Origin of the sequence: Nocardia sp. NPDC059229, assembly GCF_042754165.1 — a bacterium.
GTDB lineage: Bacteria > Actinomycetota > Actinomycetes > Mycobacteriales > Mycobacteriaceae > Nocardia.
In genome coordinates this window covers 248,717-274,140 of record NZ_JBHZAK010000002.1, presented here as the reverse complement: position 1 = coordinate 274,140, position 25,424 = coordinate 248,717, and the positions used below count along the sequence as shown (strand labels likewise).

The window sequence follows — 25,424 nt, the reverse complement described above, 5'->3', positions numbered from 1 at the left end:
CTGATGCGAGATGCCTTATGTGGGTACCTTGGATCCGGTCGAATTCGACGTAACACATTGCGCTGCTGGGTAACTGCCGAGACAGGCCGCCGTGTTTGAGGGGAAATGCAACTGGTCGGCGGAGTGGGATAGTGGTCGTCATGACCCCGATGAGTGGATGCGCGTCGCGACTACGGTGAAGGTCACGCTTCCGACGACGACTGCGCCGCCGGTCGCCAGGAGGAGCAGCCCCAGGGGCGAGTGTCCGGTGACATCGCCGAGCCGGGACCAGATCGCGGCGCGCAGGGCCACCGTGGCCGGTATTCCTAGTGCGGCGGCCGTGGCGGCAGCGCGGACTGCGCGATGTATCCGGTTCGGCCGCGGGACCGGAGCTATGAAAACGAGGATGTGGTTGCCGAGCATTGCCATTCCGAAGAACCCGCTGGTGGCGACGACCATTGCGAAGACGATCAGCAGCGGGTCGGTCCACCTCTCGCCGATGGCTTGCGCGGCTGTGACCGCTGCCCCTGCGGACACGGCCGCCGCTGCCAGGACGGCGATGTCGTGACGGCGGGTGAACGCCGCGGCTGACCTGTAGTAGGAGGGACGGACAATGGCTCGGCCACCGGTGAGCAATGCGGCCAGAGGTTCGATGTCGTGGACCCAATCACCATCGTGCACTCGCTCGGATACTAACAGTCGCACCGCTTTTCGCTGCAGCGTCAGCCCAGCGGTGGTGACGCCCGTGAGGACTGTGAGTGCGGTGATCAGCACCGGCGTGGTCGGCGCGATCCACTCGGTGCGATCGGCCTCGACCGCGACTGCGACCCAGTCCGTCACCGCAGTCACCGCCACGAGCCCCGTACTCGCGGCGGCGGTCCGTACCAGCTGCGCGACGCGGAAGGCTGGTTGTGGCTGACCGTTGCGCCACAACAGCATTCGCAGTGCCATCAGCAACAGCACTGCCGGTACCACGAATTCGGTGAACGACACCACCACGTCATATGGGTCGTCTTGCCACGGGCTCGCCGCCCGCACGGTCTTGGCCTGCGTCGTGGTCCATGCGAAGGCGACGAACCCGGCCCCTGCCACGAAGGAGGCTATCAGCGCCGCACCCGTGACACCCCGGACGAGGCTGCCGACCGATACCACCTGTTCATCCGCCACCGCTACTACTCCTTTCGACCGGGCAGAGCCGATCAATCACGAGCATAGTACGCACTGCGTACTACGTGGCGCGAGCTACGCAATGTGTACTAGTCTGCCGGGAAGGGGTCGAACGAGGAGGTCCTGATGCTCGCCAACGACGCACAGGTACTGGTGTTGTGCGCGCTTGCCGAGGGGCCGTTGCACGGCTATGCGATCAATGCCGCGATCGAGCACATGGTCGGTGAGCGGCTGGCGGCCGGCAGCCTGTACGGGGCGCTGGCACGGCTCGAAGCCAAAGGGTTGATCGAAGCGGTGGATGGTGTCGGGCGGCAGCGCCCGGTTCGCCTGACCCCGCAGGGCACCGCGTTGCTGGAACGGGAACTGCGTGCCATGGCCGAGGTGTCGAGGACTGGATTGCGGCGTCTGGGGGTGAGCCCGGCGTGACCAGCTGTACGCAAATCCTTGTGCGGCTGTTGTATCCGCGGCCCTACCTCGACCGGTGGGGTGAGGACCTGTGCGACGCTGCGCGTTCCGAAGGGTGGCGATCCTGGCCGAATCTGGTGGCGAGCGCGGCCGCAATCTGGCTGCAACCGGCGATCTGGCCGCCTCGTCACCGCGGGCAGCGCACCGCCCGCGCGTCCGCGATGGTCCTCGCGGTCGCGGGCTGCGGATGGTTCATCGCGAATCTCATTACCGAGGACGCCGACCCCGTCCTCAGGCAGGTGCTGCGAGGCTGCGCAGCGGCCCTGCTGGTGGGGTGCGGGCTGGTGGCACCGTTGCCACACCCGAACCGGACCGGGCTGGCTGCGGTGGTACGGCGGTCCATGCGATATTTCGCTGTTCCGGTGGTCCTGGTCGCCACCGTGGTGATCACCGTGCATGGCGGTGTGCTGCCCCGGACTCCGCCGGTGCCGATCCGGCTAGCTGTCGTGTCGTTGTGGTGGATCGGTTGGCTGCTGGCCGTCGGCGCAGGTTCACGAGTCCTGGCCAACCTTGGCCCGGACACCGTCATCGCACCGAGTCGTCGGCGAGTCGGTGCCGGCGGCGTGGTCCTGGCCGCGGTCGCCGTGATCACCGGCGCGGTCTTGCTGATCTTCTCTTTCTCCGGTGCCCGATTCGATCCGTTCGCAGCCATCTGCGGTGCACTCACGCTGGTGTTCGGGGTCGCGGGAACCGCAGCGCTCTGCGAGCTCCCATCTCTCGCAGACGACTAGCCCACAGGCCCTCACGCACACGAAATCCCGCTTCCCGCAACCGAACAGAAAGCTCAGGATGCGACTCGCCGATCCCCTCTATGCGCTCTACACCCGCCGGCTGCGCCGCCGACTCGATGGCGCATCGTTGCCGCGCCACATCGGGCTGATCATGGACGGCAACCGCCGCTGGGCCCGCAAACAAGGGCTGCCCGATGCCCGGATGGGGCACCGCTATGGCGCCGAGCACGCCGAGAACGTGTTGCGCTGGTGCGAAAACCTCGACATCCGCCACGTCACCGTCTTCCTGTGCTCCACCGAGAATCTGCAGAGCCGACGCAACGATGAGATCGAATTCCTCATGCGTGTGGTCGAGGACCTGGTCACCGACCGGCTCGGACGTCCGGATTCCCGGTGGCGACTGCATATTGCCGGATCGCTCGACCTGCTGCCCGATACCACCGCCGCAGCGCTGAAACAGGCGATCGAGACCACCCGCGCCTGCGACACCGGCGCGCACGTCACGCTCGCGATCGGTTACGGCGGCCGTCAGGAAATCATCGACGCGTTCCGCGATCTGCTCTACGAAGGTGTCAGCCACGGCAAGACGACCGGCGAGATTGCCGACAACCTGACCGTCGACGACCTCGCCGCACACCTCTACACCGCTGATCAACCCGATCCGGACCTGGTCATCCGTACCAGCGGCGAACAACGCCTATCCAACTTCCTGCTGTGGCAAACCGCTTACGCGGAACTGTATTTCTGCGAAGCATATTGGCCCGCCTTCCGCGAGATCGATTTCCTGCGCGCGCTACGCAACTACGCCGACCGCCACCGCAGATATGGCGCCTGAGTACCTCGCCGACCGTGACGTGTGCCCCGACACCGGGCGGGCCCGGTTGTCCTACGACCAGGCCCGCGACCTGATTGGCGCCGCCACCGCCGTCGATGGGCCCGGGACCGGATGGACCTGCACGAACTTCGGCACTCGGGTCTTACCCATCTCGGCGAGGCCGGCGCGAGCCTGTTGGAGTTGATGGCAAAGTCCAGGCACCGCAAGCCGGAAAACCTGCGCCGCTACTTCAAGCCGTCACCCCAGGCCATGCGCGACCTCGCCAGCTTCATCGGCCCAGGTGCAGATCGCCGCCGGTGATCTGACCAGCGATTACGCCATATCCGCCCGAAATTCGGCGATTGCTGCAGAAACCCCTGTAGTCGCCGATGTTGCCGCGCGGGCGGCCTGGGTATGAGGTAGTTGGCCGCGACTGGTCTGGCCGCTTGACCTGTTGGGTGGGCGGATTTAGCGTTCGGGGATGGCGTTCAAGCGTATCGATCGGCGGACGGTGCCGGACACTGTATTCGAGCAGCTCGTGGGTGAGGTGCTGGATGGAGAGTTGGCGCCGGGGGCGGCCCTGCCGGCGGAGCGGGCCCTGGCGGAGACGCTGGGGGTGTCGCGGCCGACGGTGCGGGAGGCGCTGCAGCGGTTGGCGCACACCGGGCTGGTCGAGGTGCGGCAGGGCGGGTCGACGACGGTGCAGGATTTCCGACGGCACGCGGGGCTGGAGATGTTGCCGCGGTTGCTGATCCGGCAGGGGGAGCTGGACCACGCGGTGGTGCGGTCGATCCTGGAGGCGCGGCGCGTGCTCGGGCGGGAGGTGGCCGGGCTGGCCGCCGAGCGCGCCTGGGGCGGGCTGGCCGAGGCACTGCAGGCGGCGGTGGAAGCGCTTGCGGCGGAACACAATCCGGTGACACAGCAGATGTCGGCGGTCACCTTCTGGGATCACCTGGTGGATGGTGCGGATTCGATCGTGTACCGGCTGCTCTACAACGATCTGCGGGCGGTGTACGAACCCGCGGTGGAGGCGCTGGCGGGGGTGATGGCCGGTGAGGTGGGCAGCATCGATCGCTACCGCGGGCTGGCCGAGGCGGTCATCGCGGGCGACGCTCAGGAGGCGCGGGCGGCGGCGGATGCCCTGCTCGCGATCGCGGCGGAGTCGTTCGACGCATTTCTGCGGCAGGCTCGAACCGGCGCATAGGAAGCCCGCTCGCACCGGTCCGGCCCGCGCATAGGAAGCCCGCTCGCACCGGTCCGGCCCGCGCGTAGGACACCCGCCCGCACGGCCCCGGCCGCCGCGCGTAGATCGTCGCGCGTACCGAGCCCTACCCCGGCGACCGTTGGGCACAGCGGACAGAGCCGGACGACGGTCTTGTGTTTCGACACTGGATCGATATATTGGTCTGACCACTTGGCCATCAGGCCAAGATCATCTGTCTGGACAAGGCGGTACGCGTATGACGCCCCCTCTGCAATCGCAACGCGAGGCTCGCGCCGAGCGGCCGGACGTGGTTGCCCCGGCCGCGCTGCTCGAGCGGGCGCGGGAAGTGCAGCCGGAGTGGGCTGTGTTGACGGTCGCCGAACGAGTCCAGGTGCTGGGGTCGCTCCCGCAGCTGCTGTTCGACCGGATGGACCGGATCGCGGAGGGGATCGTCGCCGAGAACGGCAAACCACTCACCGAGGCGCTGGCCCATGAGGTCGTCCCGGCGATCGCCCTGGCTCGCCATCACCTCGACAGTGCCGTCGCCACCCTGGGCGCGACCCGGATCAGCTCGGCGACCGTGCCGCATCGGAAGGCGCTGCGCACCCATCGGCCCTACGGGGCAGTGGTCGCCATCGCGCCCTGGAACTTGCCGTTCCTGATTCCGTTCAGTCAGGTGCTGCCCGCATTGATCGCGGGAAATGCGGTGGTGCTCAAGCCTTCCGAGCTCACACCGCGGGTGGCCGAGGCGCTGGTCGAGCTGATCTCCGACTGCGGTTTGCCCGCCGGGGTGCTGCAACTGGCGGTCGGGGACGGGGCGGTCGGCGCCGAGTTGATCGCCGGGCGGCCGGACAAGGTGCTGTTCACCGGTTCGGTGGCCACTGGGCGAACGGTGATGGCGGCGGCCGCGCGCTTCCCGATTCCGGTCGGGCTGGAGCTGGGCGGAATCGACGCCGCGATCGTGCTCGACGATGCCGACCTGGAGTTCACCACCTCGGCGGTGGCCTGGGGCGCGAATTTCAATGGGGGACAGGCCTGTTGCTCGATCGAGCGGGTGCTGGTGCACGACTCGCTGCACGACGCGTTCCTGGTCCGGCTCGAGGACAAGGTGCGGCGCATCGACACCGGGCGGGATCTGGCGCCGGCCATCGATGAGCGCCAGCAGCGGGTGTGGGAGCGCCATCTCGCGGCGGCACGGCAGAGCGGCGTGCAGGTGTGCGGCGGAGAACCGTTGCGGGACTGCCACATTTCGCCCGCGCTCGTGAGCGGTGCGGGTGTCACGGCGGCCGAGGTGTGGCGGGAGGAGACGTTCGGGCCGGTGGCGGCGATCGCGGGGTTCGGGTCCGATGACGAGGCCGTGGCGCTGCACAATGCGACCGAGTACGGGCTCACCGCCAGCGTGTTCTCCGCCGATGTCGGACGCGCCCGCGCGCTGGCGCAGCGGCTGCGGGCGGGCGCGGTGTCGATCAATGATGTTGCGGCGACGATGTATTCGACACCGGAGCTGCCGTGGGGCGGGGTCGGCCGGTCGGGCTTCGGCCGCTCGCACGGGGTCGATGCGCTGCTGGATGTGAGCTGGGTGCAGGTGGTGGATCTGCCGCGCGGCCCGGCGTTCGGGCCGAAGCGGCCCTGGTGGTATCCGTACGGGCCCGAACTCGAGGACGCCATGCGGGCGCTGGCCTCCGGCGCGGTCACGCCGCGGGCGGCGGCTCGGCTGCGAGGATACGGGCGGGCCGGTCACGTGCTGCTGGGCATGCTCAGCCGGCAGCCGAAACTCTGAAGGACGGGAATCGGTGAACAACCAAGTCTTGACCGCCATCGCCCAGAACGCGCCGCGGCTGCGGGCGGGGGCCGATCACGTCGAATCGTGGTTCGTGCGCGCCAATGACCCGCACTCGCCGCGCGCGGTGTGGATCAAGGCGACCGTGCTCACCGCGCGCGACGGGACCGCGTTGGCGCAGGCGTGGTGCAGCGTCTTCGACGGGCAGCGCACGCACGCGTGGTGTCTCGATGTTCCCTTGGCGGCGGCACGATTCGAGGCGCACGCGATCGGGCAGGACGTCACCGTCGGTCCATTGACCCTGTCGTTGACCGGGAACGGCGGTATGACCGGCGGCACACTGTCCGATGCCGCGCAGACCGTCGCCTGGGATCTGAGCTTCAGCAAGGTGGCGGGCCTGGGTGAGCCGATGTCGCTGCTGCCCGGCGACCGGTTGCTCGATACTCCGGTGCCGAACAACAAACTGGTGACCCCGTTTCCGGTGCTGACTTGCACGGGCCGGCTGGAGTGGCAGGGCGAGCACTGGGACCTGAGCGGCTGGCACGGGATGCAGGGCCACAACTGGGGCCGCGAACACAGCCCCGAATACGCCTGGGGCCAGTGCGTTTTCACCGATGCCCGGGGCGGCGAACCCTTCGCCGTACTGGAGGCAGCCTCGGGCCGCACCCGCGTCGCGGGCCGCACCTCGCCGCTGCTGTCCATGCTGGTCATCCGCCGCGGCGACGAGGAATTCCGGTTCGACCGCATTGTCGACCTGTGGCGGCAGCGCCCCCGGCTCGACTTCCCCGTATGGACCCTGCGCATGCGCGGCCGCCACGGCACCGCGGACCTGCGCATGCACGCCGAGCCCGAGCAGATGGTGTGCCTGGCCTACCGGAACCCGGCGCGCGACACCAGCTACTGCCTCAATTCCAAGACCGCCGCCGTCTCCGTGCATGTCGCCCCGATCAACGGCAATGCCTTCGAGCTGCGCAGCCCGCACGGCGGCGCGCTGGAATTCCTTGTCCCGCACCCGGTTGCGTCGGTGTCCCCGATCGTCTGAGAGAGCTCGCTATGCCTTTGACCTTCTTCGAGACCATGCGCGGCGAGCTCTACGACGCCGACGGGCTGGCTCATCACGTGGCCATGGATCTGCGCTGCGAATCCGGGCACGCGCGCGGATTCGTCACCAATGGGCGCGCGCGCATCACCGGCACCATCCGGGCCCTGCCGTGGGCCGACGGCGCGGCGGTGCTCGGCACCCTGATCGCGCTACCGGTGACCAAGCGGCTGATGAGCTACGAACTCGAGTTCCGCGACGACGACGGTCGCGCCTGGCAGCTGAGCGGTCGCAAGGATGTGCGGTGGCTGCGCGGCGCGCACGCCAGCTTGACCAACCTCGCCACCACCCTGTCGTGCGAGGGCGAACAGGTCGCGCAGGGGCGAATGCAGTTCTTCGCCAACGACTATCCGAGTCTTCTGCGCTCGTTCCAGCCGTGGGTGTCGCTGCGCGTCGACCTGCCCGAGGGTCGCCATCCGGAGGGGATACTCGGCCCGGGGCATCGCGAGACTCTCGCGGCGCTGGCCGAGGTGCTGATCGAGCCGGGCGGGTCGGTGCCGCCCGTCGGCACCGCCACCATCGACCGGGTCGACGCCTATATCGGCAATATGACCCCGCTCATGCAATCCGGGCTGCGGGCGGCACTGCGCGGCCTCGATGCGGCGGCGCGCGCCAGGCACGGCAAACGCGCTGCGGCGCTGACGGTTCCGCAACGCCGGGCCCTCGTGGAGGAGGCCCGGCGCGCCGGCGCCCTGCGGCACGCGGTCGATGCCGTCGAGACTCCGTTGCGGATCGCGCATTTCGGTGACCGCCGCTATCTGGATGCGATCGGCGCGCCACGTTACGACGAGCCCGTGCTCGAGCAGCGGCCGGGCTGGATGGCCAATGTCACCACCCCGACCGAGCTGTCGCGGCGGGAGACGATCGACTGCGATGTCGTGGTGATCGGCACCGGTGCGGGCGGTGCGGCCGCGGCCGCCCGGCTCACCGAGCACGGCCTCGGCGTGGTGATGGTCGAGGAGGGCGACTACGCCGGTCGCGCACAGTTCCGCGGGGATCTGGGGGAGCGCACCCAGAAGTATTGGCGCGATGGCGGATACAACCTGGCACTCGGCAATACGGTGCTCGGCGTCAGCACGGGTCGGCTGGTGGGCGGGACGACCGCCATCAATTCCGGCACCGCCTTCCGCACTCCGGACGCGGTGCTGCGGGAATGGCTGGACCTGGGCTTCCCCGGCGACTTCACCCCCGAGGCGTTCGCGCCCTATCTGGACGAGGTCGCCGCCGAACTGGGTATCGGCCCCGCCGATCCCCGTTATCTGGGCCGGGTCGCGGAGATCATCGGCGCGGGGGCGGACGCCCTGGGCGCGGCGCACGGTCCGCTGCCGCGCAATGCGGTGGGCTGCGACGGGCAGGGCCAGTGCGTGCACGGCTGCCCGACCGAGGCCAAACGCTCGAGCAATGTCAGCTGGGTGCCGCGGGCGTTGAAGGCCGGTGCGCAGCTGTTCACGAATCTGACCGTCACCCGAATCCTGTTGTCGGGCAGCCGCGCCACCGGTGTGCTGGCCGAGGGCCAGGACGTGCACGGCGCGCCGCGGACGGTGGAGATCCGCGCCCGCGCGGTGGTGGTCGCGGCCGGCACGCTCATGACGCCGCTGCTGCTGCGCCGCAACGGCCTGACCCTGCCCGCGCTGGGACGCCACCTGTCGGTGCATCCGTCGCTCGGCGCGGTGGCGATGATGCCGACGCCCGGAACGCCGTGGTCGGGGATCCCGCAGGGCTATCAGGTGGAAGGACTGGGCGATCCGCTGGTCACCTTCGAAGGCGTGGCCATCCCACCGCAGTTCGCGGGCGGCACGCTGCCGTTCCATGGTGCGCGGCTCACCGAATGGATGAACCGGTGGACCCACACCGAGCAGTTCGGCGCGATGGTGCGTGACACCGGCACCGGCAGCGTGCATCACGGTCCGGGCGGGCGGACCCTGATCCGCTATCACCTGACCCCGCGCGTCCAGGCCGCGTTGCAGCACGCCTGCGCGAGCCTGGCCGAGCTGTTCCTGCACGGCGGGGCGGAGTCGGTGGCGTTGCCGATCGCGGGGACCCCGCCAATCCGCACCCTCGATCAGGCCCGCACCGTCGCCGAGATCCGGTTGAGTCCGCGGCAATTCCGCATGATGGGGCCGCACCCGCTGGGCACCGCCCGGATGGGCTCCGATGCCCGGACGGCGGTGGTGGACTTCGGCCATCGGGTATTCGGCACGACCGGTCTGTATGTCGCGGACGGTTCGGTCGTCCCGTCGTCGCTGGGGGTCAATCCGCAGGTCACCATCATGGCCTTCGCGCTCCGCGCCGCCGATCTGATTGCAGCCGACCTCAATTGACCGGATTCGCCCCGTCATCCCTCTGGCGCACCACCCGTGATCTTGGTAGAGATTGGTGTAAGCACAAAAGGGGTGATCCGGATCATTCCGGAGGATGGGGACGAATCAATGGGTGCCAGAGCCGAACTGGAACGGGAACTGGGTGGGTCGCTGGCCGCGCTGGATCTGCTGACCGAGGCCGAGACCGCCGATCTGCTGGCCATCTTCCAGCAGGCGCAGCGCACCGAGAACATCGCCATGGTCGAGGCCGTCGACAAGACCGTCGGCGCGCTGCCGTGGCCGTTGCGCACGGCCGCCAAGAAGATCATGTTCGGCAACAAGCTCGGGTAGGGGCGATGAGCGACCTGGTCACCCGCGCGCAGATCACCCTGCTGTCGCGAACGCTGCACGTCTCCGAGGACAAGCTCTCATATCTCGAGAAGCTCGGCGCCGCCAACCTGCACGAACTGCAGGAACGCATGGCGCAGGTGATGTTCGCCGAACACAATGCGATCTTCTCGCGGCTGTCGCTGCTGGTACCGATCATCCCGCTGAGCATTTCGCTGCCGCTGGTGCAGAAGCTCGTGCCGCCGGTGATGGCCGGTCGTGCCGCGGGGGCGATCGGGGTGGATCACCCCCGGAAGGCGGCCGAGGCGGTCGGCATGTTCGATCCGGGCTATGCGGCCGAGGCCGCGCCCTACATGGATCCGCACAGTGTCGGGCAGCTGGCCGATATCGCGCCGGCCGAGCCGGTCATGCGGATCATCAACGAGCTGCTGCGCCGCGGGGACTACATCACGGCGGGACCGTTCCTGGCCTATGCGACACAGGATCTGGTGCACGCGGTCGAGCGCGACGTGCACGACGACGAGGGCCTGATCCGGTCGGCGTCGTACTCGTTCTCCGGCGAGAACATCAGCGTGATCATCCGGCACCTGCTGACCGGCGAGGGGCGGCGGATCCCGAAACTGGCCCGCACCATCTTGCAGGGCTCCAAGGAGTTGCGGCTGGCGGCGCTGTCGGTGTTCGCCCGCTGCGACACCGATGTGATCGTGGCGATCGGCGACATCCTCTTCGATGTGGGCTCGGCCGACGAGATCGCCGATCTGGTCGAGACCTTCATTTCCGCCGGGGCGGTCCCGGAGACGCTGCGCTTCGCCGGGCAGCTGAGTCCTGCGGCGCTGGACCTGCTCGCGGCCAATTCGATTCTGACCGAACCGGAGTCCATCGACGCCGTCGCGGGCGCGGCCGACGGTAGCAGCGAGGCCGCGGTCTGGCGGGGTCTGCTGGAGCTGGCCGAGCGCACCGAGCCGGGCATCTCGCGTCGGATCGGCGGGGCCATCTCGCATTTCGGCACCGCGACGCTGACCGGGCTCCCGGGGCTGGCGGTGACCGCGCACCTGTGGCCGCCGCTGCTGAAGGTCCTCGCCACCGCCGAGCCGGATGCGCAGTCGCGGATCGGGGAGCTGTGGTCGCCGCTGCCGGCCTTGGAGCGCAACGAGATCGAGCAGCGCATCGCCGATCTCGGCCTGGGCGAGCAACTGACGACACTGATCGCAACATTGCAGCTCACGCAATAGTGTCGCCGACACTGCGGCCCCGGCGACATTCGAGTCGCTTGGGCCGCAGCGGCTTTCGGTACTCACCGATGGCGCGGTCACGGCCCGAGCGCGCGGTCCGTCACTGCCCGCGCAGGGCCTCGATGCTGCGTTCGAACGCGGCCGCACCATGTCCATCGGTGACCTGACGGTCCACCAGCGAGGCGATCCCGTCGAGCGGTTCGGCGGTGATTCCGGCATCGAATGCGGCTTGACGCAACGTGTCCAGGGCGGTTTTGGTGAAGACCAGGTCCTGGAAGACGTCGCTGGTGTAGTCGCCGGTGTCGATGATGCGGCCGTAGGCGGGCAGCGTCCGGGACATGGCGGTCACCCATGCCGCCGCGCGAGTCGCGAACTCCGAGGCCGGAACTCCGGCCGAGCCGACCAGGGCCGCGCCCTGGAAGAACCCGCCGAACATGGCGTACATGGTCGACAGCAGCGCGAAATCCCAGAGCGCGGCCAGGCCCGCGTCGGTGCCGAAATATTCGGCCGAGCCCAGTAATTCGAGGGTGGGGCGGTGGGTGTCGAAAATCGTCTGCGACCCGCTGTAGAGAATGCTCGAGCCCTCCGCCCCGATCATGTCCGGGACCGCCATGATCCCGCCGTCGAGGAAATCGATGCCGTGCCCGGCCGCCCACGCGGCCAGTTCCCGCGACTGTTCCGGTGAGGTGCTGGTCAGATTGAGCCACTGTCTGCCGCGGAGCTCGGCCGCGATCGGATCGAGGGTCTCATGCACGGACGCGTGATCGAGCAGCACGGTGACGACCAGCTCACCGCCGCCCACCGCCCGCCCGGCCGTCTGGGCTGAAACCGCGCCCGCGGCAACCAGTTCGGCATCCTTCCCGGGCGTCCGATTCCACACCGTGGTCGCCACGCCGGCCTTCAGGAACGCGGCCGCCAGCGCCCGCCCCATCGCACCGAGGCCGAGTACGGTCACCGGGCTGTGCTGGATGTTCGTCATTACAGGACAACTCCTTGTCGCTCATTGGCGAGTGGTTCCGGCGCGCGCTGAATTCGAGGCTGCCGGTTACGGAGTCGTCCCACAAGTACGCACAAATAGCTCAGCTACTTACGAAGAGGTTTGTCTCCAGGAGAGTCGGCGACCAGGACGAGTTTTCCGTGCAGGTGCCCGTTCTCGCCGAGGCGGTGTGCGTCCGCCACCTCGGAGAGGGGGAAGGTTCGGGCGACCGGGAGGGAGAAGCGGGCGGAGTCGATCAGGTCGCCGATGTCGGTGAGCGCGTGCAGGGCTCGTAGCCCAGGGTCTGGGGGAGCTCCTGGTCCATCAGGCCCTGGCGCTTCTTCCAGTCGCTGGCATTGATCCCGGCCGCGCGCACCACGATTCGGACCTCGCCCGCACCAGGGTGCGGGTCGGGGAGTTCCACGAGCTCGAGGACCTCCGGGCCCCCGAACCGGCTGAAACGGACTGCCTTCATCTGTGGCTCCGATCGGAGGTGAGATCTCGGGGTTGCTGAATATTGGCGAGTTTGCCAGTCCCGCGTCCCGGAGCTAGGTGCTACGCGCTCCCGCCGCGTTCGGCTGCGTGCCGCCCGGCGACGCGGCCGAAGGCGAGGGCGTCGGCGATGTGGAAACCGCCGTCCTTGCACCAGGAGTAGGTGGAGCTGACATTGCCCGCCGCGTAGAGGCCGGGGATGACCGCGCCGAAAGGATCGAGGACTTCGGCGTTCTCGTTGCGGCGGGGGCCGCCGTTGCTCCAGGCCAGGATGGGGGCGGCGGTGAAGGCGTAGTAGGGCGGCTCGGACAGGGGTGCGAGAGTCTTTGCGGGGCGGCCGAACTGGTCGTCCTTCCCGGCGGCGCAGGCGGCGTTGTAGCGGTCGACGGTCTGCTGGAGGACGTCGGCATGCACGTGCAGGATGGCGGCGAGTTCGGTGAGGGTGTCGGCGCGGTGGATCCAGCCCTTGCCGATCTCGGCGCTGTTGTCGGCGCTCCAGTCGTAGCCTTCGATCAGACTGGCCCAGCCGACGGCGAGCCGCTCGCGTCCGGGCACGATCGGGCCTGCGCGGCGGGCGGATTCGTCGAAGACGATGTGCATCGGGGTGGTGGGGAACAGCTGGTAGCTGCCGTTGATGCGGGCATGGCCGTGGCCCAGGGCCACCCGTTCGTTGCAGTAGCGGCGACCGTCGAGGCCGAGGTAGACGAAGCTGTTGGTGTTGGGGAACGCGGTGTAGAACCCGGCTTCGTAACCGGGAGCACGCAATCCGGGCAGGGTCATCATATTGGACATGTGCCACAGGTCGGCTCCGGCCTTGACCGCCATGCGCAGGCCGTCGCCGGTGGCGGCGGGCGTGCCCCAGACCACCGGGTCGGTCAGGCGCAGGTGATCGCGCACCATCTCCGGGTTCGCCTCGAATCCGCCGGTAGCCAGCACGACTCCGCGGTCGGCGCGGATCCGCAGGGCGGTCCCGTCCGGTGCGGTGGCCAGGACGCCGAGCACCGTGCCGTCGCCGGTGATCAATTCGCGTGCGGGCGTCTGCAACCGGACCTCGATGCCGCGGGCGCGGACCGCCCCCGACAGGGCCGCCCACAGCAGTCCGTCACCCATGCGGCCCTCGACGCCGATCCACCCGCACATGACATCGCTGCCGTCGAGGTCGGGGAATTCCGGTGGCGCGGGCACCGCCAAACCGACCGGGATGCCGAGGCTTTCCATCCACTCGCTGTTGCGGGCGGTCTCCTGCGCCCAGACCCGCACCACCGGTTCCGGGATCGGCCGTCCGGCGCTGAGGCTGCGCAGATAGACCGCGGCCCGCTCGGGATCCCGGTTGTCGAACCAGACCGCGCCCGACACCCGGGTGCTGCCACCGGCCCGGCCACCGGATTCCTTGTCCAGCACCAGCACTCGCGCCCCGGCATCGTGGGCCGCGACGGCGGCCGCGCAGCCCGCCCCGCCGAAACCCACGACCACCACATCGGCCTCGACATCCCACGCCACACCCGAGTCGGCCACGACCGCACCGTCCTTCCATCTCGTCCACCGCGAACGGTCCCAGCCCGTCGCGCCGACCGAAAACGCTTGTCTCACTCACCGGATACCACCGGCGCGGCCACGGGAACTGCTGGCGTCGATCGCGGTGGTGGAGTGAGCTGCCGACCGCAGGCCGGTGCCGCGGGATCGGTCACGCCGGGCTGCCGAACCAGGTGGTCAAGGCCTGTTCGAGCCCATGCGGCTCGGCGGAGGTCCAGGCGACGATGCCGTCGGGGCGGATCAGCAGTGACAGCGGCTCGCGCGGCTGGGCGGGTTTGGCGGTGACGATCCGGATGCGATCCGCCCACGGCTCGATCTGGGCGCGCAGTGCGGGGGAGTCGGTCGGATCCAGCAGCAGGCCACGGCCGTCGGCGAAGTGACCGGACACGCTCGTGCCGTCGGACAGCTCGAAATCGGGTGTGGCCGCACCGACCAGCGGGTCGCTGCTGCCCAGGTCGTAGCGGTGCAGCACGCCGGAGAGCTTCTTCACGACCTGCGTGGTGGCCGCCGGGGTGTCGAGCAGGTCGGTGGTGACCGCCCGCAGCGCGCGGCTGCGCGGATCGGTGCGCATGAGCGCGATCTGCGCGCGCGTCCAGTCCAGCACCCAGGCGCCGATCGGGTGGCGTTCGCGAGCGTAGGTGTCCAGCAACGCCTCCGGGGATCGGCCGCGGATCACGGCGGCCAGCTTCCAGCCCAGGTTGACCGCATCACCGATACCCAGGTTCAGGCCCTGGCCACCGAACGGCGAGTGGACGTGGGCGGCGTCGCCGGCCAGCAGGACCCGGCCGCTGCGGTAGTCGGGGACCTGACGGGTGTTGTCGGTGAAGCGGGTGGCCGAAACCACCGTGGAGATCTGCACTTTCACGCCGGTGACGCGTTCGAAGCTGTCCTCGAGCTCCCCGGCGGTGACCGGGTTGGTGCGGTCGGCGGGCGGGCCGTCGAGTTCCACGGTCAGGATGCGGCCGGGTTGGGGGCCGTTGACGAAGATGCCGGTGGGGGTGGTGTGCCAGCCCAGGGGCACGTTTTCCGCGCCGGTCATCACGACCAGGGCCTGGCGGCCGGTGATTTCGGGGTCCAGGCCGGGGAATTCGAATCCGGCCAGTTTGCGCACCGTGCTGCGGCCGCCGTCGCAGCCGACCAGCCAGCCGGCGCGCACGGTGTGCCCGCCGCAGTCGACGGTGACACCGACGCCGTCGTCGTCGAATCCGGTCAGCTCGACCCCGCGACGCACCGGTACTCCGAGGTCGGCGGCGCGGCGGGCCAGGACGGCCTCGATGGTCTGCTGATCGAGAAAGCGGTATTCGGCCGCCGGGCCCAGATCAGCGAAGGCCGGATCCGCGCCGTCGACATTGTCGGCCCACAGCATGATCCCGGCGAAGTGCGCACCGGCCGGTGTACGCCGCGGTGCGGTGGGAACCGCTGCGCCCGCGAACATCCGGCCCATGCGGGCCAGCGCCGCCTCATGGGCCGCCCGCAGCTCCGGCACCAGACCGCGTCGGCCCAGCGCCTGGGCGGCGGGCACATTGATCGCGCCCGCCTTGATCGTCGTATCGGGTTCGGCGAGGCGCTCGACGACCAGCACGTCCACTCCCGCCAGCCGCAGCTCGCAGGCCAGCATCAGCCCGACCGGTCCGGCCCCGGCCACCACCACATCTCGTGTCTCGTTCATGAGAGTCACTGTGGTGGTGGCCGATCACCGGGCGCTTGCGTCGGCTTGCGCACCGCTTGCGCGGTCAGTTCCAGCCGCGCGAATCCTGCTTGAGGGCGGTGTCGATGGCCAGGCCGGAGGCCACCACCATGGACAGCAGCGGCTGGGGGAGCTGGCGGTGGATCTGCACGACATAGTTGTCGGCGGTGGTGAACATGGTCTTGAGCACGCCCTCCCACGTCTTGGTGATGCGGGCGACCTCCTGACCGGTGTGGTCGTGGATGGCGAAGTTCCAGGCCCGCCAGTTCTCGGCGCGGATACCGCCGATCTGCTGGCCGTTGACCACGAAGGCGAAGTTGATCTTGCCGACCATGTTCTCCTGGATGATCTCACCGATCGGCGCGCCATTGCCGTGCTCGAGCAGGAACTTCGACTTGAAGACCTTGGCCGGGCGGGTGATTCGCATGAGGCACTGGCCGTGCGCGTCGCGGATCTCCAGTTTGTGGGTCATGAACTGGTCGTAGCTGGACAGGAAGCGCACGGCCTTCTTCAGCGCGCTCTGCCCGACCTCGGCGACCGCGCCGATCTGGCGGCCGTGCTGGTCGAAGACGCTGTACTCGTTGACCATTTCGATCAACTTGACCTTCTGGTTGACCACCAGCACGGGTTCGGTGAACACAGTGCCGCCACCGGCCTGGGCGGGGGCGATCCCGGCCTGCTGCTGCACCTGGCGCTGAATGTCGGCAGGGTTGTCGGCGCTGCCGACCTCGAGCTCCCAGGGACTGGCCTCACTGCGACCACCGAACTGCTGCGGTTGCGCGCCATAGGGCTGGCCCGGCTGCTGCGGGTGTAGCTGGCGCTGACCGTATTGCTGTTGCGGCTGTTGGGCGTACTGCTGCTGGGGCTGCTGGCCGTACTGCTGCTGTTGCGGCGCGTACTGCTGCTGGACCTGGTGCGGCTGCGACTGCTGAGCGTGCGGCTGGTTCGGGTGCTGCGGGCGGGGCTGCTGCGCGAACTGGTCGGACCGGGGCCGATCCGGTTGCTGCGGCGCCGGCGCCGGTTGCTGCTGGGGCTGAGTGTGATTCGTCCATTGGCTGCCATCCCACCAGCGGAGTACTGGAGATCCGGGACGCTCGGGGTACCACCCCGCGGGTTGACTCATGGCCGCATCCTAACGGTGTACAGGGACTCTGCACTTTTTGCACTTTTCGCCCCGCGGTCACCTCTATGATGAGCGGTCGACATCCGGAGGCCCAGCTCGGGTCACCCGGGGAACGGGGAAAGTATGTCCGCCACAGTCGAATTCGCGGGTTGCCACGCGTACACGGTGCGGCCGGGCATATGACCGAACTGGTGACGCGAGCCCAGCTCGTCCTCCTGGCCCGGACCCTGCACGTGCCGGTGGAACGGCTCGCCCACCTCGAACGGCTCGGCCCGCATCGCCTGCACGAGCTGCAACAACGCATGGCGGGCAACCTCTTCGACCGGCATGCGCCGGTGTTCGAGCGCATCGCCAGGCTGGTCCCCGTCATCCCGCTGAGCATCTCGCTGCCGATCGTGCAGCGGCTGGTGCCGCCCACCATGACCGGGCGCGCGGCCGGCGCGATCGGAGTGAAGTATCCGGCCAAGGCGATCGAGGCGCTGCTGCGGCTGGATGTCGGATACGCCGCGGACTGTGCGCCGTATCTGGATCCGCGCACGGTCGGCCAGCTCGCCGACGACGCGCCGCCCGCGCCGGTGGTGGCGATCGTGAACGAGCTGCTGGCGCGGCGCGACTACATCACCGCGGGGCCGTTCCTGGCCTATGCGACACCGGAATTGATCCAGGCGGTCGAGGAGGGGGTGCCCGATGACGAGGGCCTCATCCGCTCGGCCGCCTACGCGTATTCGGGGGAATCGCTCAGTGCGGTGATGCGCCAGTTGCTCGCGGGCAGCGGTCAGCGGGTGCCGCGGCTGCTGGGCACGGTCATCAATGGTTCCAAGGAGTTACGGCTCGCGGCGCTGTCGGTGTTCGCGCGCTGCGCGCCCGATGTGATCGCCACGGTGGGCGACATACTCTTCGAGGTGGCCCCGCCCTCGGCGGTGGCGGACCTGATCGCCACCTATATCGCCGCCGACGCCACCGACGACATGCTGCGCTTCTTCGGCCGGCTGAGCCCGAACGCCTTGACCCGGCTGGCCCTCAACCCGGTGCTGCCGGAGGTCGCCGAGACCCTCGTCGACGCCGTGGACGGCAGCAGCGACCTGGCCGTGTGGCGCGGGGTTCTCGAACCCCTGGCGCGCACTCCCGCCGAAGTGCGCCGCCGGGCGGGCCTGCACCTGGCCACCCTCGACGCCCCCACGTTGCTCATGCTGCCCGCGCTGGCCCAGGCCGCCCGGTTGTGGCCGCCGCTGCTGTGGGTGCTGGCCGCGACCGATGTCGAGGTCCAGGCCCGCGTGGGCGAGCTGTGGGCCACCGCCACCCGCCTGGACCTCGAGGTTCTCGAACGCCGCATCGCCGACCAGCACCTGGATTCGCTGCTGGCCACGCTGACCAACACGATCCGTTTCCTGCGCTGAGCGCGCCGCCGTCGCCGATCGGGTGTGCGCGGGGTGCTTTCCCGCCCGGTACGGGAACCCTTGTGCCACGGATGATTCCAACTCCCGGCCGTCGGCCGACCTGCGGCGGGCCGGGTCGTGCGGGCGGCGGTGGGCGACGGGGTGCCGGGGAGGTGGTAGGAAAGGTGACGTGTCCGAAACCGCCGAAACCCGCACCCCTCGCGCCGTGTCGGAGGTGGTGGACCTGGTCAGCACGCTGATCCGGTTCGACACCTCCAACACCGGCGAACTGGAAACCACCAAGGGCGAGCGCGAATGCGCGCAGTGGGTGGCCGCTCAGCTCGAGGAGGCCGGGTACACCACCGAATACGTCGAATCGGGTGCGCCGGGGCGCGGCAATGTGTTCGCGCGGCTGCAGGGCGCGGACTCTTCACGCGGGGCCCTGATGATGCACGGGCATCTGGACGTGGTGCCCGCCGAGGCCGCCGACTGGAGTGTGCACCCGTTCTCCGGCGCGGTGCGCGACGGCTATGTGTGGGGACGCGGGGCCATCGATATGAAGGACATGGTCGGCATGATGCTGGCGGTGGCCCGCCAGTTCAAGATCGAGGGCACGGTGCCGCCGCGCGATATCGTGTGGGCGTTCGTGGCCGACGAGGAGAACGGCGGGCGCTGGGGCTGCCAGTGGCTGGTCGAGCACCGGCCCGACCTGTTCGAGGGCGTCACCGAGGCGGTCGGCGAGGTGGGCGGATTCTCGCTGACCGTGCCGCGGCCCGACGGCAGCGAGCGGCGGCTGTATCTGGTCGAGACCGCGGAGAAGGGCCTGGGCTGGATGCGGTTGCGCGCCAAGGCCCGTGCCGGGCACGGCTCGTTCCTGCACGAGGACAACGCGGTGACGATCCTGTCGCAGGCGGTGGCGCGGCTGGGCACCCACACCTTCCCCCTGGTCGTCTCCGATTCGGTCGCGGAGTTCCTGGCCGCCGTCGCCGAGGAGTCCGGGCTCGAATTCGATCCCGGCTCACCGGATATCGAGGGTCAGCTGGCCAAACTGGGCACCATCTCCCGCATCATCGGCGCGACCCTGCGCGATACCGCCAACCCGACCATGCTGCGGGCGGGCTACAAGGCCAATGTGATTCCGCAGACCGCCGAGGCCGTCGTCGACTGCCGGGTGGTGCCGGGACGGCAGGCCGAATTCGAGCGGGAGGTGGACGCGCTCATCGGACCGGATGTGGAACGGGAGTGGATCACCAAGCTCGACTCCTACGAGACCACCTTCGACGGGCACCTCGTGGACGCCATGAACGACGCCATCCTGGCCCACGATCCGAACGGGCGCACCGTGCCCTACATGCTCTCCGGCGGCACCGACGCGAAAGCCTTCGCCAAGTTGGGGATTCGCTGCTTCGGCTTCGCGCCGCTGCGGCTGCCGCCCGAACTGGACTTCTCCGCCCTGTTCCACGGGGTCGACGAGCGGGTTCCGGTGGAATCGCTCGAATTCGGCACCCGCGTACTGGAACACTTCCTGTTGCACAGCTGACGATTCGAAAGGACTGCTCGTGCCCGACTACTCCTACAATCCCTACGCGCCGCTGCCGCAGCTGCCCGAGTTCACCCTGACCTCCACCGATATCAGCGACGGCAAGCCCCTGCACCTGGATCAGGTCAGCGCGCTGGGCGGCGCGGGCGGACAGGACATCTCCCCGCAGCTGAGCTGGTCGGGTTTCCCGGCCGAGACCAAGAGTTTCGCCGTCACCATGTACGACCCGGATGCGCCGACCGCTTCGGGCTTCTGGCACTGGGTCCTCGCCAATGTCCCCGTCACCACCACCAGCCTCACCAGCGGGCAGGCCAGCACGGGCGGCACCCTGCCCGCCGGCGCCATCCACCTGCGCAATGACGCGGGCCTGCACGAGTACACCGGCGCGTTCCCGCCCGCCGGGCACGGCGCACACCGCTACTTCGTGGTCGTGCACGCCGTCGGCGTCGAGCGCCTCGAGGTCGACGAGAACGCCTCGCCCGCCTACCTGGGCTTCAACCTGTTCATGAACGCCATCGGCCGCGCCACCATCATCGGCACTCACGAGCAGAAGTAGGCGTCCACACCGAAACGACTGTGGCCCCGAGTAATTCGCTCGGGGCCACAGTCATGTCCGGGCATTACGACCCGCGTCCCGACCGCGGAGACACCCGACAGCACCCGGACAGCGCTGGGGTCCAACGAGACTGGGCCGGTCGCCCGACTCGGACACCCGAGGCTCGTCGCGGTGTGGCAGCGGCGGCGGCTCGCCCCGGGCGTGCCCACCGGCGGGTGCAGGTGGCTAGTCGGGGGTCGAGAGCTGGGCCAGGCCGCGTAGGCCCGCGGCGAGATCCTCGGGCGTGGGTGAGTGGTCGGGGTCGATGAGGTATTGGACCAGCAGGCCGCCGATGAGGGTTTGCAGGAGTGCGCCGATGGCGGGGTCGCCGGCGCCGAGGGCTTCGGTGAGGCCGGCGCGGGCTTGTTGCTGTGCGGCACCGGTTTCCGCGCGCAGGGTGGGGGAGTGCAGGGCCTGGGCCGTGGATTCGATATTGGCGGTCCAGATCACCCGGTCGGTGGTGAACGAGTCGATCAGTTTGTGCCAGAAGGTGTTCAGGCGGGCGGCCGGGTCGCCGGCCCGATCGGCGGGCAGGGAGTCGAGGATCTGCTGGACGGCGGCGGCGGTGGCCTCGAGCATGGCCTGGTTCAGCAGCTTGTCGCGGGTGCCGAAGTGGTAGTTGATGGCCGCGAGGTTGGCGCCGGAGGCGGCCACGATGTCGCGCACGGTGGTGCGGGCGTAGCCGCGGTCGGCCAGGCACTGCTTGGTCGCGGCGAGGAGGTCTTCTCGGGTTCCCACGGCGGTAGAGCCTAGCACCGGGTGAAACGGTCGTTTGTAACAGCCGTTTCAAACATCTGTTTTGCACGGACGTATGAAACGTGTGTATGGTCGAGTTCGGCACGATCCATCACACGGAAGTACGAGCCCCGACATGACTCAGCAGAGACTGTTGTCCCCCTTCGAAACCAGCTACTTCGCCACCGACACCCGACTCGGCAGCGTGCCGATCGGTGGTATGCCGCTGTTCATCGGCACCACCGTGCGCGGTGCGGTCGATCCCGCCGTGCTGCAGCGGGTGCTCGGCGAGCTCGCGGCCGGTCATGCGCTGCTGCGCAGCCGGGCCGTCACCGTGGCGGGGGTGTCGCGGTTCGACGTGGACGAGGCCTATGTGCCGCCGCTGGAGGTGCGCGACGGCGAGGTCGACGAGTACTGGGAACTGGTCAACACCCGCCCGGACTGGAGTGCGGGATTGTTCCGGGCGGTGCTGCTGCGCGGGGCCGCGGACAGCCGCATCGTGCTGGTCATCCATCACGGGATCAGCGATGGGCGTTCGGCTTTCGCGCTGCTGGACGAGATGTGGCGGCGCTACAACGCACACTTCGCGGGAACGGCACTACCGCTGGCGGATTCGGATCGGGACCTGCTCGACGGGGTCGATCAACTGCTGGCGCGGGTCACCACCGACGCCGAGGTCGACGGATTCCTCGCGCAGGTAATGGAGATGGCAGCGACCATCGGGCCCGAGGGCGCGCCGCGGACCCTGCCGCACGACGGCGACGGGTCGGGCGATCCCGGCGGGCGATTGGCGTTGCGCCGCATCGAATTGTCGCCCAGGCACACCGGCGAGCTGGTGGAGGTGGCGCGCGAACAAGGGATCTCGGTCAACAGCTTGCTCGCCGGTGCCGCCCTGGCGGCAGTGCGCGCCGAGCTCGCCGAGGACGGGCCGCTGCCGTTGATGTGCGGGCATGCCGCAGATCTGCGGCCGGAACTGTCGCCGCGACTGCCGGTCTCGACGATGCTCAATTGCGCCTCGGGGGCGGGAACCCCGGCGCTGGTGGATCGGGATGCCGATCCGCGGGCGCTGGGCGCGGTGGTCGACGCGACCATGCGGCAGATGCTGGACACACGGTTCCCGGCGCTGTTCATGCGGGCCTCGCAGCGGACGCTGGCGCCGGAGGTGGCGGCGATACTGTCGGGTGCGCCGGCGATCGCACTATCGAATATGGGCCGGCTGCCCGCGCATCCGATGCCGCTGGGCCTGGAGTTCGTGCGGGACGAGGTATTCGCGATGGCGGCCGGCATGCCGCCGAAGATGACGATCTTCACTGTCGGAGATCGGCTGACGATTCAGGTGGAGTACGACACCGCCGAGCACAGTCACCGCCAGATGGGGCGGATCGCCGAGTCGATGAGCGATCTGCTGGCCCGGGTGACCCGGACGGCCGCGGCGCGCGGGTGACCCCGCCGGCGATGCGGCGCCCGTAGCGGCGGATGCGAAAACGGCTGTGGGCCTGGACGACTCGTCCAGCCCCACCTCTGTTCCGGTGGCGTGCGGTTGCCGCGCGACCCCGGATCAGCTCATGTTGATCACGCCGTCCGGCGGCGGGGTCAGATACAGCGCGGCGATCTCGGTGGCGTACTTGGCCGCGATCGGGTTGCGCTTGAGCTTGAGGGTCGGGGTGAGTTCGTCACCGCCGGGCTCCCAGCCCAGATCCAGGATGGTGAAGCGCTTGATCTGCTCCACCCGCGAGAGCTTGGCGTTGGCCTCGGCGACCGCGGCCTTGATCTCGGCGACGATCTCCGGGCGCGCGGCCAGGGTCTTCAACTCGGCGTCGGGGGTGCCCAGGGCCTTGGCCCGCACCACCGCGGTGTCGGGGTCGAGCACGATGAGCGCGGAGATGAACGGCTTGGCGTCACCGATCGCCACCACCTGGCCGACCAGCGAGGACACCGCCTTGACGGTGTTCTCGATATTGGTGGGAGACAGGTTCTTTCCCGCCTCGTTGATGATGAGTTCCTTCTTGCGGTCCACGATGCTGACGTAGCCGTCGCCGTCGATGGTGGCGACGTCACCGGTGTGCAGCCAGCCGTCGCCGTCGATGGCCTCGGCGGTCTTGTCGGGCATCTTGCGGTAGCCGTGGGTGACGATGCCGCCGCGGACGAGCAGTTCCCCCTCCTCGCCCAGGCGAATCTCGAGCCCGCGCAACGGAACACCGACGGTGCCCGGCTTCGGCTTGGCCAGCGGGGTGTAGGTGCCGACGCCGGAGGTCTCCGACATGCCCCACACCTCGGTCACCGTGAAGCCCAGGCCCAGCAGGTATTCCAGGGTCTCCGGCGGGATCGCGGCCGCACCGGAGGCGGCGACGCGCAACTCGTCGAAGCCCAGGGCGTGACGCAGCTTCGACAGCACCAGCGCATCGGCCAGCTTGTGCTGCACATCCAGCAGCGGGCCGCGGCCGGTGCCGGCCAGATCCGCGCGGGCAGCCTGCGCGCCGACCCCGAGCGCCCAGTTGGCGAGGGCCTTCTTCACCGGGCTGGCCTCGGTGGCGAGCTTGGCATCGATCCCGGCCTTGATCTTCTGCCACACGCGCGGCACGCCGAAGAACGCGGTCGGGCGGGCGTCGGGCAGGGCGGCGGCGATCTCGCGCGGGTCGGGCACGCACGTCATCTGCACGCCCGTGAACAGGTTGGCGCAGTGGCCCGAAATGCGGTCGGCCACATGGGCGGCCGGCAGGTAGGACACCGAGCGATCGTCGAGGCCGACGGTCAGCGGGCCCTCGACCAGGCCCACGATCTGGGCCACCACATTCGCGTGGGTGAGCTCCACGCCCTTGGAGGGGCCGGTGGTGCCCGAGGTGTAGATCAGCGTCGCGACATCATCGGGCTGCACCGCCTGCCAGGCGGCATCGAAGTCGAAGTCCGCCTTCGGCGCGGCCTCCACCTCGGCGAGGGTCAGCGTGCCCGCCGCCGAACCCTCCACCAGCACAATGTGTTCCAGCTCGACGCCCGCCCCGCGCACCACGTCCAGGAACCCGGGCTCGGTGATCACGACCTTGTTCTCGGCATTGGTGAACAGGTGCGCGATCTGCTCGGCGGAGCTGGTGTTGTAGATCGAGAACGGCGTCGCCCCAACGTGCAACGCCGCCGTGTCGACCAGATTGAACTCCGGCCGGTTGGTCAGCATGATCCCCACGGTGTCCCCGCGCCCCACCCCCAATCCGGCCAGCCCCGCCGCGATGGCGCGCACCCGGTCCCCGTACTCCCGCCAGGTGATCTGCTGTGTCCCCCCGACGGTCCGCAACGCCACCTGCCCCGGCCGCAGCGTCAATGTCTCCTGGAACGCCTGCGGAATCGTGTGAACGGTCTTCCCAGATGCGTGCGCATACCCGATGTCAGTCGTCATAACCCTTTTCCCGATTGCCTCTCGCTTCACCCGCCACACGCGCACCCACCTGCGCGAACCCCGACGTCCGAGAGAACGACCAACCCGATCACGCGATGGCCACGCGCCGTCTGTGGCGCGGCTCACTCATCGTAACCAGACCATCACGGTTGTGTCGCGGGCTACACGGCCACATCGGTGGCCGAATTTACCGATCCTGGTGGCGGGCGGCGGAATCGAAGGTGCCCCCACACGGCGCGATCGCCGTGTCACGCACGATCCCCGAGTGACCCGGATACGCGCTGCGGCGCTTGGCTTTCGCCGCCATGTACAGCGCCGCTTGCGGACTGCGCGGCTCGGTCTCGAGCGGCACCGCCTTCACGATCAGCCCCGCGTCCTCCACGGCGGCGACCTTGTCCGGGTTGTTGGTCATCAGCCGCACCGCTCGCAATCCCAGGGCGGCCAGCGCATAGGCGGCATGGTCATAGGTGCGGGAATCGTCGGGATGCCCCAGCCTCCGGTAGACATCGAAGGTGTCCGCACCTGTTTCTTCACCGAGATGCAACCCCATTGCCTTGACCTCGAGGCCTTCTCCGCGCCCCTCCTGCTCGAGATAGATGAGCACACCCTGCCCGCCCTCGCCCTGGATGAGGTCCATGGCCAGCTCGAGTTCGGGCCCGCAGTCACAGTCCTGCGAGCCGAGCACATCGCCGTAGAGGCAGCGGGAGTGGATCCGTACCAGGCACCCATCGGCCGGCTCCCCGAAGATCAGCATGTGCCCGACACCGGTTTCGTCGTGCACTTCCTTCACACGCACCCGCAACTCGCGTCCGTTCCGGAGCAACGAATGTGCGGTTGCCTGAAGCTCTTTCACGCCTACT

Annotated in this window: 23 protein-coding genes and 1 pseudogene; 14 read left to right on the top strand and 10 right to left on the bottom strand. The window is 69.1% G+C overall.

Annotated elements, in window-relative coordinates; translation table 11 throughout:
* Positions 1–138: 138 nt before the first annotated feature.
* On the bottom strand, positions 139–1,146 hold the full coding sequence (locus tag ACFXHE_RS07465) for a hypothetical protein (RefSeq protein ID WP_379380849.1): 1,008 nt from the start codon (positions 1,144–1,146) through the stop codon (positions 139–141).
* Positions 1,147–1,272: 126 nt separating this feature from the next.
* Here ACFXHE_RS07465 and ACFXHE_RS07460 point away from each other — a divergent pair, with 126 nt between their 5' ends.
* From ACFXHE_RS07460 to ACFXHE_RS07415, 10 genes are all read left to right on the top strand, one after another.
* Positions 1,273–1,572, top strand: coding sequence for a PadR family transcriptional regulator (locus ACFXHE_RS07460; RefSeq protein WP_379380847.1), 300 nt, complete (start codon positions 1,273–1,275; stop codon positions 1,570–1,572).
* Positions 1,569–2,342: a hypothetical protein gene (locus ACFXHE_RS07455; protein WP_379380845.1), complete on the top strand. Its 774-nt coding sequence runs from the start codon at positions 1,569–1,571 to the stop codon at positions 2,340–2,342. Before ACFXHE_RS07460 ends, ACFXHE_RS07455 begins: the two co-directional genes overlap by 4 nt.
* A gap of 58 nt (positions 2,343–2,400) precedes the next feature.
* On the top strand, positions 2,401–3,177 hold the full coding sequence (gene uppS, locus ACFXHE_RS07450; RefSeq protein ID WP_379380844.1) for a polyprenyl diphosphate synthase: 777 nt from the start codon (positions 2,401–2,403) through the stop codon (positions 3,175–3,177).
* A 111-nt stretch (positions 3,178–3,288) separates the two neighbouring features.
* Positions 3,289–3,477, top strand: coding sequence for a hypothetical protein (locus tag ACFXHE_RS07445; protein ID WP_379380842.1), 189 nt, complete (start codon positions 3,289–3,291; stop codon positions 3,475–3,477).
* Positions 3,478–3,637: 160 nt separating this feature from the next.
* Positions 3,638–4,360 carry a FadR/GntR family transcriptional regulator gene (locus ACFXHE_RS07440; protein ID WP_379380840.1) on the top strand — a complete coding sequence of 241 codons (723 nt, stop codon included), beginning with the start codon at positions 3,638–3,640 and terminating at the stop codon, positions 4,358–4,360.
* 256 nt (positions 4,361–4,616) lie between these two features.
* Positions 4,617–6,140, top strand: a complete 1,524-nt coding sequence (locus ACFXHE_RS07435) for an aldehyde dehydrogenase family protein (protein WP_379380838.1) — start codon at positions 4,617–4,619, stop codon at positions 6,138–6,140.
* A 13-nt stretch (positions 6,141–6,153) separates the two neighbouring features.
* Positions 6,154–7,182 (top strand): hypothetical protein, encoded by a 1,029-nt coding sequence (locus ACFXHE_RS07430; RefSeq protein WP_379380836.1) that lies wholly within the window; start codon positions 6,154–6,156, stop codon positions 7,180–7,182.
* Positions 7,183–7,193: 11 nt separating this feature from the next.
* Positions 7,194–9,560, top strand: coding sequence for a GMC family oxidoreductase N-terminal domain-containing protein (locus ACFXHE_RS07425; protein WP_379380834.1), 2,367 nt, complete (start codon positions 7,194–7,196; stop codon positions 9,558–9,560).
* Between the two features lie 108 nt (positions 9,561–9,668).
* Positions 9,669–9,890 carry a hypothetical protein gene (locus ACFXHE_RS07420; RefSeq protein ID WP_357005732.1) on the top strand — a complete coding sequence of 74 codons (222 nt, stop codon included), beginning with the start codon at positions 9,669–9,671 and terminating at the stop codon, positions 9,888–9,890.
* A 5-nt stretch (positions 9,891–9,895) separates the two neighbouring features.
* Positions 9,896–11,119 (top strand): hypothetical protein, encoded by a 1,224-nt coding sequence (locus ACFXHE_RS07415; RefSeq protein ID WP_379380832.1) that lies wholly within the window; start codon positions 9,896–9,898, stop codon positions 11,117–11,119.
* A gap of 100 nt (positions 11,120–11,219) precedes the next feature.
* Here ACFXHE_RS07415 and ACFXHE_RS07410 read toward each other — a convergent pair whose 3' ends face one another.
* The 6 genes and pseudogenes from ACFXHE_RS07410 to ACFXHE_RS07385 form a co-directional block, all read right to left on the bottom strand.
* Positions 11,220–12,098 (bottom strand): NAD(P)-dependent oxidoreductase, encoded by an 879-nt coding sequence (locus ACFXHE_RS07410; protein ID WP_379380830.1) that lies wholly within the window; start codon positions 12,096–12,098, stop codon positions 11,220–11,222.
* Between the two features lie 104 nt (positions 12,099–12,202).
* Positions 12,203–12,352: a zinc-binding dehydrogenase gene (locus ACFXHE_RS07405; RefSeq protein WP_379381397.1), complete on the bottom strand. Its 150-nt coding sequence runs from the start codon at positions 12,350–12,352 to the stop codon at positions 12,203–12,205.
* A gap of 32 nt (positions 12,353–12,384) precedes the next feature.
* Positions 12,385–12,570 (bottom strand): annotated as a pseudogene (locus ACFXHE_RS07400) (alcohol dehydrogenase catalytic domain-containing protein); the annotation flags it as partial.
* A gap of 80 nt (positions 12,571–12,650) precedes the next feature.
* The gene (locus ACFXHE_RS07395) at positions 12,651–14,102 is read right to left on the bottom strand and encodes an FAD-dependent oxidoreductase (protein WP_379380828.1); all 1,452 of its coding nucleotides are present in this window, start codon (positions 14,100–14,102) and stop codon (positions 12,651–12,653) included.
* A gap of 169 nt (positions 14,103–14,271) precedes the next feature.
* On the bottom strand, positions 14,272–15,789 hold the full coding sequence (locus ACFXHE_RS07390) for an FAD-dependent monooxygenase (RefSeq protein WP_379380826.1): 1,518 nt from the start codon (positions 15,787–15,789) through the stop codon (positions 14,272–14,274).
* 64 nt (positions 15,790–15,853) lie between these two features.
* Positions 15,854–16,930: a phospholipid scramblase-related protein gene (locus tag ACFXHE_RS07385; RefSeq protein WP_379380825.1), complete on the bottom strand. Its 1,077-nt coding sequence runs from the start codon at positions 16,928–16,930 to the stop codon at positions 15,854–15,856.
* 179 nt (positions 16,931–17,109) lie between these two features.
* Between ACFXHE_RS07385 and ACFXHE_RS07380 the strand changes: the two genes are divergently transcribed.
* From ACFXHE_RS07380 to ACFXHE_RS07370, 3 genes are all read left to right on the top strand, one after another.
* On the top strand, positions 17,110–18,327 hold the full coding sequence (locus ACFXHE_RS07380) for a hypothetical protein (protein WP_379380823.1): 1,218 nt from the start codon (positions 17,110–17,112) through the stop codon (positions 18,325–18,327).
* A 169-nt stretch (positions 18,328–18,496) separates the two neighbouring features.
* Positions 18,497–19,846 (top strand): M20/M25/M40 family metallo-hydrolase, encoded by a 1,350-nt coding sequence (locus tag ACFXHE_RS07375; RefSeq protein ID WP_379380822.1) that lies wholly within the window; start codon positions 18,497–18,499, stop codon positions 19,844–19,846.
* Positions 19,847–19,865: 19 nt separating this feature from the next.
* Positions 19,866–20,402 carry a YbhB/YbcL family Raf kinase inhibitor-like protein gene (locus tag ACFXHE_RS07370; RefSeq protein ID WP_379380820.1) on the top strand — a complete coding sequence of 179 codons (537 nt, stop codon included), beginning with the start codon at positions 19,866–19,868 and terminating at the stop codon, positions 20,400–20,402.
* Between the two features lie 225 nt (positions 20,403–20,627).
* Here ACFXHE_RS07370 and ACFXHE_RS07365 read toward each other — a convergent pair whose 3' ends face one another.
* Positions 20,628–21,179: a TetR/AcrR family transcriptional regulator gene (locus tag ACFXHE_RS07365; protein ID WP_379380818.1), complete on the bottom strand. Its 552-nt coding sequence runs from the start codon at positions 21,177–21,179 to the stop codon at positions 20,628–20,630.
* Positions 21,180–21,312: 133 nt separating this feature from the next.
* Here ACFXHE_RS07365 and ACFXHE_RS07360 point away from each other — a divergent pair, with 133 nt between their 5' ends.
* A complete protein-coding gene (locus ACFXHE_RS07360) occupies positions 21,313–22,620 on the top strand; it encodes a hypothetical protein (protein ID WP_379380816.1) in 1,308 nt (435 codons plus the stop codon).
* Positions 22,621–22,734: 114 nt separating this feature from the next.
* Here the strand turns inward: ACFXHE_RS07360 and ACFXHE_RS07355 are convergent, their stop codons facing one another.
* Together ACFXHE_RS07355 and ACFXHE_RS07350 are read right to left on the bottom strand one after the other, a co-directional pair.
* A complete protein-coding gene (locus tag ACFXHE_RS07355) occupies positions 22,735–24,564 on the bottom strand; it encodes an AMP-dependent synthetase/ligase (protein WP_379380814.1) in 1,830 nt (609 codons plus the stop codon).
* Positions 24,565–24,751: 187 nt separating this feature from the next.
* A complete protein-coding gene (locus tag ACFXHE_RS07350; RefSeq protein WP_379380812.1) occupies positions 24,752–25,360 on the bottom strand; it encodes a GTP cyclohydrolase in 609 nt (202 codons plus the stop codon).
* Positions 25,361–25,424: the final 64 nt, after the last annotated feature.